The sequence below is a fragment of the Mycoplasma zalophi genome, from assembly GCF_018914005.1.
GTDB classification, from domain to species: domain Bacteria; phylum Bacillota_I; class Bacilli_A; order Mycoplasmatales; family Metamycoplasmataceae; genus Metamycoplasma; species Metamycoplasma zalophi_A.
In genome coordinates this window covers 381493-394838 of record NZ_JAHMHI010000001.1, presented here as the reverse complement: position 1 = coordinate 394838, position 13346 = coordinate 381493, and the positions used below count along the sequence as shown (strand labels likewise).

13 protein-coding genes are annotated in these 13346 nt (G+C 27.4%); 2 read left to right on the top strand and 11 right to left on the bottom strand.

From position 1 onward, the window contains the following. Window positions 1-133: 133 nt before the first annotated feature. Genes KQ877_RS01610 through KQ877_RS01570 form a run of 9 tightly spaced genes read right to left on the bottom strand, consistent with a single transcriptional unit; the run spans window position 134 to window position 6956 of the window. Window positions 134-484, bottom strand: coding sequence for a FoF1 ATP synthase subunit delta/epsilon (locus tag KQ877_RS01610; RefSeq protein ID WP_216488569.1), 351 nt, complete (start codon window positions 482-484; stop codon window positions 134-136). Continuing rightward, a complete protein-coding gene (atpD, locus tag KQ877_RS01605; protein WP_216488571.1) occupies window positions 484-1893 on the bottom strand; it encodes a F0F1 ATP synthase subunit beta in 1410 nt (469 codons plus the stop codon). Before atpD ends, KQ877_RS01610 begins: the two co-directional genes overlap by 1 nt. An 11-nt stretch (window positions 1894-1904) precedes the next feature. Further along, complete coding sequence (gene atpG / locus KQ877_RS01600; protein ID WP_216488573.1) at window positions 1905-2756, bottom strand: ATP synthase F1 subunit gamma; 852 nt, start codon at window positions 2754-2756, stop codon at window positions 1905-1907. A gap of 2 nt (window positions 2757-2758) precedes the next feature. Beyond that, entirely contained in the window at window positions 2759-4327 is a 1569-nt protein-coding gene (gene atpA / locus KQ877_RS01595) for a F0F1 ATP synthase subunit alpha (RefSeq protein WP_216488575.1), read from the bottom strand. A gap of 20 nt (window positions 4328-4347) precedes the next feature. Next, the gene (locus KQ877_RS01590; protein WP_216535845.1) at window positions 4348-4881 is read right to left on the bottom strand and encodes a F0F1 ATP synthase subunit delta; all 534 of its coding nucleotides are present in this window, start codon (window positions 4879-4881) and stop codon (window positions 4348-4350) included. A gap of 2 nt (window positions 4882-4883) precedes the next feature. Continuing rightward, window positions 4884-5432 carry a F0F1 ATP synthase subunit B gene (gene atpF, locus KQ877_RS01585; RefSeq protein ID WP_216535844.1) on the bottom strand — a complete coding sequence of 183 codons (549 nt, stop codon included), beginning with the start codon at window positions 5430-5432 and terminating at the stop codon, window positions 4884-4886. Between the two features lie 4 nt (window positions 5433-5436). Continuing rightward, entirely contained in the window at window positions 5437-5721 is a 285-nt protein-coding gene (atpE, locus tag KQ877_RS01580; RefSeq protein ID WP_216488580.1) for an ATP synthase F0 subunit C, read from the bottom strand. Between the two features lie 10 nt (window positions 5722-5731). Then, window positions 5732-6520 (bottom strand): F0F1 ATP synthase subunit A, encoded by a 789-nt coding sequence (locus KQ877_RS01575; RefSeq protein WP_216535843.1) that lies wholly within the window; start codon window positions 6518-6520, stop codon window positions 5732-5734. After that, window positions 6513-6956, bottom strand: coding sequence for a hypothetical protein (locus KQ877_RS01570; RefSeq protein ID WP_216488584.1), 444 nt, complete (start codon window positions 6954-6956; stop codon window positions 6513-6515). The genes KQ877_RS01575 and KQ877_RS01570 overlap by 8 nt, the downstream gene beginning before the upstream one ends. 205 nt (window positions 6957-7161) lie before the next feature. On the opposite strand from KQ877_RS01570, the gene KQ877_RS01565 reads away from it, so the two are divergent. Then, entirely contained in the window at window positions 7162-9312 is a 2151-nt protein-coding gene (locus KQ877_RS01565; RefSeq protein ID WP_216488586.1) for an ATP-dependent Clp protease ATP-binding subunit, read from the top strand. A gap of 58 nt (window positions 9313-9370) precedes the next feature. Here the strand turns inward: KQ877_RS01565 and KQ877_RS01560 are convergent, their stop codons facing one another. Both KQ877_RS01560 and uvrB read right to left on the bottom strand, forming a co-directional pair. Next, entirely contained in the window at window positions 9371-10336 is a 966-nt protein-coding gene (locus tag KQ877_RS01560; RefSeq protein WP_216488588.1) for a lactate/malate family dehydrogenase, read from the bottom strand. A 95-nt stretch (window positions 10337-10431) separates the two neighbouring features. Beyond that, complete coding sequence (gene uvrB, locus KQ877_RS01555; RefSeq protein WP_216488589.1) at window positions 10432-12423, bottom strand: excinuclease ABC subunit UvrB; 1992 nt, start codon at window positions 12421-12423, stop codon at window positions 10432-10434. A 104-nt stretch (window positions 12424-12527) separates the two neighbouring features. Between uvrB and KQ877_RS01550 the strand changes: the two genes are divergently transcribed. Then, complete coding sequence (locus KQ877_RS01550) at window positions 12528-13334, top strand: leucine-rich repeat domain-containing protein (RefSeq protein ID WP_216535842.1); 807 nt, start codon at window positions 12528-12530, stop codon at window positions 13332-13334. Window positions 13335-13346 lie beyond the last annotated feature (12 nt).

Genomic DNA, 13346 nt, shown 5'->3' with positions numbered 1-13346 from the left:
CATGTTCATTTTCTACATTGTATTTATTTTTGTTGTTAGTGTTTATTTTTATTTTTTCATATAAATTAAAAAAAGCGAATAATAAAAAAATATATAAAAATCCAGAAATTCTGGATTTTTTACTTTAATTCTTCTAAGATTTTACACTTAGCTTTATTTTTAATTCTTCTACAAAGCTAAAGTTTGTAGAATCACTAGGTTTAAATTCAATTTCTTTTAGCGGTTGATCTGAAATATTATTTACTATAATATCAACTCTATTACCTTTTGAATGTACTATTCCGCGGTTAACATAATAAGTTTTTTGATTATTTTGCAAACTATTTACAAAAAGCTTACTTTCAACTATAGCGCCCATAAATTCAATGTGATTTGCTTGTAAACCTATATAACCTTCAGTGGTTTTTAAAGTAATTATATCTGTTTCTTGTTCTAAGAATTTACCATATGGTGTCGTAATTGTTAAAAATACTAAATTAGCCATTACTTATTAGTTTCTATTCTTGCTATAACATCATCAATTGTTCCTGCATATAAAAATGCTTCTTCAGGAACTTCATCATATTTTCCGGCAAGTATATCTTTAAATGAACGAATAGTATCACTTATTTTAATGTATTTACCAGGGTATCCTGAGAATTTTTCAGCAACTGAAAAAGGTTGTGATAAAAAGTTTCTTATTCTTCTTGCTCTAGCAACCACTTTTTTATCTTCTTCTGATAATTCGTCCATACCTAAAATAGCGATAATATCTTGTAATTCTTTAAATCTTTGTAAAATATTTTGTACACCACGAGCAACATTGTAATGTTCAACTCCGATTATTTTTGGATCAAGTAATCTTGAACCCGATGATAATGGGTCAATAGCTGGATAAATCCCTAATGCTGCAATGTTACGGTCTAAAACGGTTTTTGCATCAAGATGAGTAAAGGTTGTTGCAGGAGCTGGGTCGGTTAAGTCATCGGCCGGAATATAAACAGCTTGAACTGATGTAATAGAACCTCTTTTTGTAGATGTTATTCTCTCTTGTAGTATTCCCATTTCAGTTGCTAATGTAGGTTGATAACCAACAGCTGAAGGCATTCTACCTAAAAGAGCTGACACTTCTGAACCTGCTTGTGTAAATCTAAAAATATTGTCAATAAATAATAAAACGTCTTGATTTTCTTTATCTCTAAAATATTCAGCCATAGTTAAAGCAGTAAATGCAATTCTCATTCTAGCTCCAGGTGGCTCATTCATTTGCCCAAATACTAATGCAGTCTTATTTATAACACCACTTTCTTGCATTTCATGGTATAAGTCATTTCCTTCTCTTGTTCTCTCTCCAACTCCAGCAAAAACAGAAATTCCACCATGTTGTGTTGCAATGTTATTGATTAATTCTTGGATTAAAACTGTTTTTCCAACTCCAGCTCCTCCAAATAAACCAATTTTTCCACCTTTTGCATAAGGCATTAACAAGTCAATAACTTTTATACCTGTTTCAAGAATTTCAACTGATGTTTTTTGTTCTTCATAAGAAGGAGCAGGAGCATGAATAGGCATTAATGTTACACTGGTTTTGTCAAATGGTTTATCATCAATAGGATCACCTAAAACATTAAACATTCTAGATAAGATGTCTTTTCCTACTGGAACAACAATTTCTTTACCTGTATCAAGAACTTCCATCCCTCTTTTTAGACCAAAAGTAAGATCCATGCTAATTGCTCTAACAGTGTCATTTCCAATGTGTTGAGCAACTTCAAAAACATATTTTTTTCCTTCATGATACAATTCAAGAGCGTTATTTATAAGAGGTATTTCATTATTTTGGAATCTTATATCAACAACAGGTCCTAATATTTGAACTATTTTACCATAATGTTTTTTATTGTCATTTTCCATAATTATCCTTTCTATGAATTTGATCCACTAATAATTTCAGTAATTTCTTCAGTTATTTTAGCCTGTCTTGAACGATTATAATCTAATTCAAGGTTTCCAATTAATTCTTCTGCATTATTTGTTGCATTTTCCATCGCTGTTCTTCTTGAAGACATTTCAGATAATTTTGCATTAGCAAGTGCAAGATACATACTTGCTTCAAAATAGATAATAAAAGAAGATTCTAAAATTGTTCGAGCACTTGGTTCATAAATACTTAAATCTATTTTATTTGCTTGTTCAATTTCATCAGCTATAATTGGATATATTTGTTTTATTTTTGTTTCTGTTGAAATACTATTTATGTATTCTGTATAAATAATATTAACTTTATCAACATAAACATTTTGAATTGTTTCATAAATTTTTTTAGAAATAACTTGAGCAAGAGCATAATCTAATTCATCACCGATTTTTGCAAAAGAATGAATTATTTGATCTTCATATTTTTTTAAAGAGTTAATTATTTTTGTTCCAAGAGTGATTAAAAGTGAGTCTTTATCAATTATTTCTTTAACCTGTTTAACTAAAAAAGCATTATAAGCACCACATAAACCTAAATCTGAGCCAATAACGATATATAAAGTTTTGGGAATTTCATTAGTTTGTTTGTGTTTTTTATTAATAATATTTTCAATATCCTCAGAGTGTAAAAGTAAGTTATTAAAAACATTTTTTACACTTGAATAATAATTTATTATATTGTCATAGCTATTTTTAGTTCTACCCAACTTGGCAGTTGCAACAAGTTGCATTGCTTTGGTTATTTTTTTTGTTGTAGTAACTGAATTAATTCTTTGTTTAATTTTTAATAAATCAGCCATTACTATTCGTTTCCTTTAATAAAACCAGGATGTGCTTTAGGATCATAGTTTGGAATTTTCTTAATAAATGACATAATAAAGTCTTTTAATAAGATTATTAATTCTTTTTCTATTAATTTATCATATGCATTTTTTTCAGTTAACTTGATTAATAAGTTTATCGCTGTTTTATCTTGTTTGAAAAACGTTTCTAAATCGTCCTTAAAATCTTGAATATATTCTTTAGGTAATGGGTTTGTTAATTTGTGTTTAATACAAAATAACATAATTGATTGAAATATTTGTGAATATGGTGAGTATTGTGGTTGTTTTAAAAATTCATATACTTTTGCACCATGTTCTAAAATTCTCTGTGTGGTTTCATCAAGATCACTACCAAATTGAGCAAAAGCTAACATTTCATTATATTGTGCTAATTCAAGTTTTAATGAACTTGATACTTGTTTCATAGCCTTTATTTGTGCACTACCCCCAACACGACTAACACTAAATCCAACATCAACTGCTGGTCTTTGACCGCTATTAAATAGTGATTCTTTAGTAAAAATTTGTCCATCAGTAATTGAAATAACATTTGTAGGAATATATGCAGATATATCACCTGATTGAGTTTCAATTATTGGCAAGGCAGTAGATGAACCACCACCATATTCTTCATTTAATCTAGCTGAACGTTCTAAAAGTTGTGAGTGTAAGTAAAAAACATCTCCAGGGTATGCCTCACGTCCGGGAGGTCTTCTTAAAAGTAATGAAAGTGTTCTATAAGCAACTGCATGTTTTGATAAATCATCATAAATTATTAAAACATCTTTACCTTTAGACATTCATTCTTCAGCTATGGTAATTCCAGTATAAGGTGCTATATATTGAAGAGGTGCTTTTTCAGAAGCACTTGCATTAATGATTGTTGTATATTCTAATGCATCATTTTCTTTAAGATTTTCAACTATTTGTGAAACTGTTGAATTTTTTTGTCCTATAGCAACATAAATACAGTATATTCCTTTACCTTTTTGGTTTATTATTGTATCTATTGCTATTGCTGTTTTACCAGTTTGTCTATCACCTATAATAAGTTCACGTTGTCCTTTACCGATAGGAACCATTGCATCGATTGCTAAAATTCCTGTTTCAAGTGGCTGGTCAACAGATTTTCTTGTCATTATTCCGGGAGCTACTTTAAATATTTCTGAATATCTTTGTGCGTTAATTTCACCTTTTCCATCAATTGGATTAGCTAAAGCATCTACTACTCTTCCTAAAAGTTCATCTCCAACTGGAGTAGAAATAACATGATTTGTTGTTTTTACAATAGTACCTTCTGAAATGTACTTATCATCCCCCATAATAACAACACCAACTAATTCTTCTTCAAGATTTAAAACCATACCAAAAACATTGTGTCCAAAGTCCACTAATTCACCTAATTTTGCATTATCTAAACCACTAACTAATGCAATACCATCTCCAAGTGTTACCACTTCTCCGACTTCATCAGTTGTAATTTCTTTTGAAAAGTTTTTAATTTGTTTTTTAATGATTAAACTTAAATCGTTTGGTTTTAATGACATATTATTCTCCTTAATTTTTATTAATCATTTAAAATTGATTCTTTTAACTTTTCAATTTGATTTAAAATTGTGTTATCAATTACTATATCATCGATTACAATTTTAATTCCCCCTAAAAGCTTAGGATCAATTCTATTTTTAAGTTTTAAGTTAATTTGATATTTTTGTGAATAAGTTTCTTGTAGTTCATTGATTTGTTCTAAAGAAAGTGTTTCAGTTGAATATACGTACCCTTGTTTTATATTTTTTGAGTTGTAGTATAAAGTTTTATATATATTAATAATGTTTGTAATTTTACTTACAATATGATTTTTGGTAATTACTTTTAAAAAATTCACAATTGTTGGGCTAAAATCAGAAAATGTTTCATCAATTAATTGATATTTTTTTTCAATAGTTAATGAATATAAATTTAGAATTTTAATAAATTCTCGGTTTTCTTGCAAAGATTTGTCTATGTATTTTAATTGACTATAATAATTATCAATTTGATTTTCTTCTTTTGCTAGTTCAAAGATAGCTAATCCATAATTATAAATTAATTCATTATTCATAATTATTTTGCCTCTTCTAATAATTGCTCAATCATTTTTTTGTTTTCGGGATCTTTTATTTCTCTTCCAATGATTTTTTTTGCAATTTCAACTGCATTATCAACAATTATTTTCTTTTGTTGTTGTTCAAATTCTTTTCAACTTTTTGAAATGGAATTATTAGTTTGTTCAATCATTCCATGTGCTTTTTTATTTGCTGTTTTTGTAGCAGAATCAATGATTTTTTCACCATCTGTTTTGGCATCGTGAATCATTTGATCTGCTTTTTTATATGTTTCAACTAAAGCTTCGTTTGCTTTCACTTGTAATTCAAGCGCTTTTTCTTTTGCTTTAACTGAATCATCAATATTTTGTTGAATGTAATTTTGTCTATTATTCAACATTTTTTTAACTGGTTTATAAACTAAAAAAGTTAAAACCAATACTGTTATTAACAAAGAAACAATTGTGAAAATAAAGTAAGGTCACTGTCATGCAAAGTTATTAAAAACTTTATTTAATTCAGAAGTAACGCCTTCACTTTGTTCACTTGCTATAATGATTTTATTCATAAAATTAAACGAAAATAATTAAGAATGAAATAACTAGACAATAAATAGCACAAGTTTCGATAACAGAAAGACCAATAAACATTGTAGTTAATAGCCTTGATCTTACTTCGGGATTTCTTCCAATAGCTTCAACAGTTTTACCTACTGTTATACCTTGACCAATCCCAGCTCCACCAGCGCCAATCATTGCTAGACCAGCACCAACAAGAGCAAGACCATAAGCTAATCCTGTTGATTGATTTGTTACATTACTTGCATTATATGCACTTACAATAATATCTGTATTCATATTTTCTCCTTTAATTAGTAATGATATTTTTCATCTTATTTATTACAATTTCTTTTGATTTTTCTTTTTGTGTTACTTTTGCAGAAAGTGATCAATAACTTAATGATAATATTACAAAAACAAAAGCTTGTAATACACTATCAAAAATATCAAAGTATAAACTTAATCACGGTAATAATAAGATAGAAATAATGTTAATTTGAGCCATAGCTTCAGTTCCGTGAAAACCAAAAATAGCCCTTCATATATAATTTAATAAAGCTTCTAAAAGAATGATTAAAAGAGTTCCACCCGTAACATTTCCAAACATACGGAAACTCAAACTTAAAATGGGTGACAATTTCCCAATTCAGTCCATTGGATTTAATCATTCTTTAATATAACGTCATCTTTGAAATATTATTCCTACAAAAATCGTTCCAATTCAAGTTATTGCTGTTACACTAAAAACAAAAGTTAAACTATTTGCAATTGGTGCAAGACCAAAAATACTTAATGCATTTCCAAAACTTAAAAAAGTAAATAAGCTAAAGAAATAAGGAGCGGTTTTATCTAATTTTCCTTCTGATGAGGTATTTGTTAAATCGTCAATAAACATTATGTATTGCTCAACAACAATAACCACTTTTGGTGGCGCTATATGTGTTTTAGATCTTTTAATAACTATAAATAATGCAATTGCCATTAGAGTAATCATAATTGTTAAAAGAACTAAACTTACCAATGGGTTTTGTGAAAATTCACTATTTCCTCATGCAGATTTATCATTCAATGAAGAATGACCAAACAGTCTATCCATTTATCTCCTTTCTAATTTCTAATTTAGATTTTACTATTGAAGTTCATAATCTAGTAAATGTTGGTGGTATAAAAGCTACACAATAAGTAATTATATTTATTGGATACAATGAACCATCACTTCCTGGAATTTTATGTACTAGAAATAGCTTGTTAAAAAAGAATAAATAACATAAAAAAGCAGCAACTATTAACAATTTTGATAAATGCAATAAAATTATTTTTCCAGTTGATATTTTTTTTTGTGAAAAGATTAATTTTATAATTTTGTGTTGATATAAAGCAAGAATAATAAAATTAATCAATCCTACTAAATATCCCCAAAATAAAGCAATATTCACAATGCAAATTAGTCCAAAAATAATAAATAAAATAGCATGTATAAGTAGTGTTAATAATTTATAATTTGTAAAAATTTCTGCTCTGTTTTTTCTCATATTTATTAAGGTTTATAACCTTCTTATGATTATAGCACTATAAGAAAATTTATTAAATAATAACCTCAAAAACACATTAAATTGCATTTTTTCAAAATTCAAAATATTTTTAATTAGTAATCAAAATTCATAATATATTAAAAATTAGCACTCTTTTAGTTAGACTGCTAAAAAAGTGATACAATTATTATGAAAGGAAATGACTATGGACATAAATTGACAACCAAATGAAGATAATAAAAACCCATTAAAAGAATATGGAAGAAATTTAATTGAACTAGCAAAAGATAACAAATTAGAACCTGTTATAAACCGTGATGACGAAATCAGAAGATTAATAAGAATATTAAGTAGAAAAACAAAAAACAATCCAGTTTTAGTAGGAGAACCTGGAACCGGTAAAACCGCTATTGTAGAAGGATTAGCAAGAAAAATTGTTGAAAAACAAGTTCCAGATGAACTTCTTAACAAACAATTATGAGAAATTGATTTAGCCTCTATGATAGCCGGCGCTATGTATCAAGGTCAATTTGAACAAAGAATTAAAAAATTAATGAAAATTGTTGAAGAAAGTAATGGAAATATTATTTTATTTATAGATGAAATTCACATGTTGGTAGGAACAGGAAAAAATTCAAGTAATTCAACAATGGATGCTGCAAATATGTTTAAACCTTTAATGGCTCGCGGTGCACTTCATTTGATAGGTGCAACTACTTTAGATGAATATCGTCAATACATAGAATCAGATCCAGCCCTTGAAAGAAGAATGCAAAAAGTTAATGTTTTTGAGCCTAGTGTTGAAGATACAATTACTATCTTAAGGGGAATAAAAGAACGTTATGAAACTTTTCACGGCGTAAAAATTACTGATAGTGCTTTAGTATCTGCTGCAAATTTAAGTGCAAGATATATAAGTGATAGATTTTTACCCGATAAGGCAATTGATTTGATTGATGAAGCAGCTGCAACTATTAAAACAGAAATAAATTCACAACCAGAAGAACTTGATAAAATTATGCAAAAAATTGCAAGACTTGAAATGGAAAATGCTGCTTTACAAACAGAAAAACAAACGCAAATAATTCAAGAAAAAGTATTTGAAAATAAAAAGACATTAGAAGTGCTTAAATCAGAATCAGATATTTTAAAAAAACAATGACAAAAAGAAAAAACTTTAATCAATCAAATTTCAAATTATAAAGATCAAATCGATCAATTAAAAAATAAATTAACTATTTTACAAAACGAAGGCAATTATACTGAAGCAGCAAAAGTTTTATACTCAGATATTCCTAATTTAGAAAAAAAATTACAAGAAGCAGAACAAGAAATTAATAACTCAGAAAAACGATTAATTAAAGAAGATATCGATGAAGAAGAAATTGCAACAATTGTTTCAAAATGAACAAATATTCCTGTAAATAAGTTACTTCAAACTCAAAAAACTAAAATATTGAATCTTTCACAAAGCTTAAAAAATAGAATAAAAGGTCAAGAACAAGCAATCGAAGCAGTATCTAAAGTAATTTTACGTTCAAAAGCGGGTGTTTCTGATCCACGACATCCTATTGGAAGTTTTCTATTTTTAGGTTCAACTGGAACAGGAAAAACAGAATTAGCAAGGGCGCTTGCAAATGATTTGTTTGATAATGATGAACATTTAATAAGACTAGATATGTCAGAATTTATGGAAAAACATTCAGTATCAAAATTAATTGGTTCACCTCCAGGTTATGTAGGTTTTGAACAAGGGGGACAATTAACAGAAAAAATTCGCCAAAATCCTTATTCAATTATTTTGTTTGATGAAGCCGAAAAAGCACATCCCGATGTTTTAAATTTATTGTTGCAAATTTTAGATAATGGTAGTTTAACTGATAGCAGAGGAAGAAATATTAATTTCAAAAATACAATAATAATTATGACGACCAATATTGGTTCAAATTTAATAAATAAAGAAACTATAAATGACCAACAAATAAAAACAGAATTGCTAAAATTTTTCAAACCTGAATTTATCAATAGAATTGATGAAATAGTTGCATTTAACCAGTTATCTGAAGAAATTATTAAAGAAATTACAGAATTAGAACTTGAAAAACTACAAATAAGATTACAAAAACAATTAAATCTAAAAATAGATTTTACAAGTAATGTGGTTAATTTAGTATCATCACAAGCTTATAATTCTGAATATGGTGCAAGACCTATTAAAAGATACATACAAAATCAAATCGAAAACTTAATTGCATACGAAATAATGTCTAAAACTTTAGAAGAAGACCAATATATATTAATTGATGCAAATCAATATAAAGTTTTCTTGGAAGTAAAAAATAGTGAAATAAATTAATTATAAAAATAAGCAATATAAAAATTCAACATTGTGTTGAATTTTTATTTATTAACTATTATTCAAAATTTATTGGGTAACCAACTAATTCTAGTGATTCTTTTGTTGCTGTTGCTAGTGTATCTGATGAACTATTGAAAGCTGCTCATTCATCTTTGGTCATACTTAATTTACCTGGTAAGTATTCATAACCATTTTCTCCTACTATTACTGGAATTGATGAATAAATCCCTGATTTGTAGTATCCACGAGGTAATTTAACTCCAACTGTCATAACTTGACGTTTGTTATTTAAAACAGCGTCCATAATTTCATAAATAGCTGTTCCAATTCCAAATTGAGTATTTCCTTTACGGTTGTAAATGTATAGACCTTCAGCTAATGTTTTTTGAAGAATTTCAGACATCTCTTCAGCTGTGAATTTTTTAGCTTTTATTAAGTTTTTAAATGGAACATTTCCAACTTCAACGTTTGATCAAGCGATCATTGCTGTTTTTCCGTGTTCTGCTAATACATAACCATGAACTGAATCTGCTGATACGTTTAGTCTTTGTGCTAAGAATTTTCTGAATCTTCCTGAGTCTAAATATGTACCAGTTGAAATAATTTTTTTGTATGGTAATCCAGTTGTGTAGTGAATGCAAGCTGCCATAACATCACAAGGGTTAGCAGCAACAATAACTGTACCTTTAAAGTTAGCTTCTTTTAATCCTTCACCAAATGATTTCATTAATTTAGTATTTTCTTTTGCAAGTTCTAAACGGTCTACCATGTTTTTCATTGGTATTGATGCTGTAATAACCGCAATATCAGCACCTTTAGCATCTGCTAAAGTTCCACTTCTAAATGTTGAATTATTTCTTGGCATTAAAGAAACCATATCTTCAAAGTCGTGAGCATGTGCTTCTGTTATATCGTTGTTTTTATCAACAAAAACTCATTCTGCTTCTACTCCTCTTGCAATTGAAATATTAACAAATGTATAACCTACATTTCCTAATCCTACTACGATAATTTTTTTCATTATTCTTCCTTTTTCAAATTTTTATTTTTTATACTCAAATTATAACACTATAACAAATCACAAAAAAGCAAAAAAAAGTAAAAAATAAATTTTTGCTATTCTAGTGTGCCACCGAGTTCTAAAATCATATCCCTTAATTGAGCAGCTTTTTCAAAATCCATTTTTTGCGCAGCTTCTTTCATTTCTTTACGTAAAGCATCAAACATTTTCTTTTCTTTTGTTTTTTTAGACACTTTACTATTTTCTACAAAAGTATCTTCAATTTCTTCAAGCAGTTTTTCATTTTCAATTGCCTCTTTAATAGGTTTTATAATAGTTTTAGGAACTATATTATGTTTTTTGTTATATTCTTGTTGTATTTGTCTTTTGATTTTATTATCATCAATTGTTTCTTGCATACTTTTTGAGATTTTATCAGCAAAAAATATTACTCTACCATGGTCATTTCTTGCTGCACGGCCAACTATTTGTATTAAACTAGTTGTATTTCTCATTAATCCATCTTTATCAGCATCTAGTACACAAATTAAAGAAACTTCAGGTAAATCTATCCCTTCACGAATTAAATTAATACCAATTACAACATCATAAATACCTTTTCTTAATTTCCTTAAAATAGTATTTCTTTCAAAAGTATTAAATTCTGAGTGTATATATGCTGTTTTAATTTTTTTAGAAGTTAAATATTTTGAGAGTTCTTCTGCATTTCTTTTAGTGGTTGTAAGAATCAAAGTTCGATCATTTTTTTCTTTTTGTGATTTAAGTTCATCAAATATTTTTTCAATTTGGTTTTGGATTGGATGAATTTCAATAATGGGATCAAGTAAACCGGTTGGACGAATAAATTGTGTAATTAATTCACCATCTGCTTTTTTTATTTCATATTCACCAGGAGTTGCGGAAATAAAAATTTTCTGAAAATTATATTCTTCAAATTCATAAAATTTAAGTGGTCTATTATCTAATGCGCTAGGTAATCTAAATCCATATTCAACAAGTGTTTGTTTTCTTGATCTATCACCATTATACATTCCATTTAATTGTGGTATCATCATATGACTTTCGTCGATAAAAATTACAGCATCTTCAGGTAAATAATCAAGAAGAGTATAAGGTTTTTCTCCTTCCTGTCTATTATCTATATAACGTGAATAATTTTCAATTCCATTAACATAACCAAATTCAGAAAGTGAATCAATATCATTTGTTATTCTCTCTTTTAATCTTTGATATTCCAATAATTTATTTTCTTTTTCAAAAAATTCTAATTGTTTTTCTAATTCAATTTCAATTAAAGAAATAACTCTTTTATTAGTGTCGGGATTAGTTGCATAAGCGCTAGCTGGAAGAATGGTGTAAGTTTTAAAAGTTTGAATAATTTCTTTAGTTATTGGGTGTATTGTGGCTATTTTTTCAATATCTGAATCAAAAAAATCAATTCTAATATTAAAATCTTCAGTTCAAGAAGGTGCTATTTCAAAAATATCGCCTCTTGTCAAAAAATCCCCTCTATCTAAAGACAGTTGATTTCTTTTATAACCAATTTGTATAAGTTTAATCATAAAATCACGACGGTCAAAATTCATATTTAATTCAATTGGTAAAAATGAATCACGATATTCTTGGGGATTAAATGCACCATAAATACTAGCAACAGAACCAACAACAACTGTATCTCTTCTTAAACTTAATGCATTAATGGTTCTTTGACGCATTGCTTCTAATTCTTTGTTGTTTTTAGATGTTTTATCAATAAAAACATCTTTAGCAGGTAAATATGCTTCTGGCCGATAATAATCAAAATAAGAAACAAAATATTCAACTCTATTCTCAGGAAAAAAAGCTTTTAATTCTTGATAGAGTTGGCTTGCTAATGTTTTATTATGACTTAAAACTAGTGAAGGTCTATTTATTTTTGCAATAACATTGGCAATAGTAAATGTTTTTCCACTTCCTGTAACTCCTAAAAGAACTTGCTCTTTTTTGTTGTTATTTAAACCTTGAACAAGTTTTTCTATTGCTTGTGGTTGATCGCCAGTTGGTTTGAATTCACTGTGTAAAATAAATTTTTTTGTTTGAAAATCCATATATAACATTATATTAAATTGCAAAAATATAATTGTGTATTTACAAAATATTGTAGTAGCTTTAATAAAATTAATATATTTTGTTTTATGGTAAAATTTTAAGTATGAATACAAAAAGAACAAAATTATTATTTTCACTTGGTTTATTATCAACTATAACATTACCTATTGCAGTTGTTTCATGTGGTCAACAAACTGAAGCTTCTAATAACGTAGCAAGTATTTATTTTCAAACAAATAAAGACAAACAAAATATTTTTTATAATCCACAAACAAAAGTTTTAGATCTTTCGAGTACAAAATTAAAGGAAATAAAAGCTGCAAGCTTTAGTAGACAAGCATTGAAAAATATTTTTATAAGCGATGAAGAATTTAGACAACAAGTTTTTAACAATGAAGAAAAAAGAATTTTAATTAATAAAATTATTTTTCCTGAAACACTTGAAAAAATTGAAAAAGGAGCATTTTTTGACTTAGGTCTTGAATCTGTAGATTTTTCAAAAGCAACTAAATTACACACCATTGAAGAAAATGCATTTAGAGATAATAAAATACAGGAATTATCATTACCACAATCTGTTACAATTTTAGGTAAAAATGCGTTTTCAAACAACAAAATTTCAAATGTAGCATTACCGGAAAATTTAAAAGCATTAAACAGTTTCGTGTTTTATAATAATAAATTAACAACAATAGATTTATCACATGTAATAACAGTTAATGAATTTGCATTAGGAGCAAACAATATTTCTGAATTAACTTTACCTGAAACATTAACAAGATTTGCGCTAGATGCTTTAGATTATAAAGAAAAGACACAAACTAATAAAACAATATTGGATGTAAAAAACACTGAATTAAGAAATGTTCTTATTACAAATGATGAACACCATTACAGAATAAAACAATAATATAAAAAAACA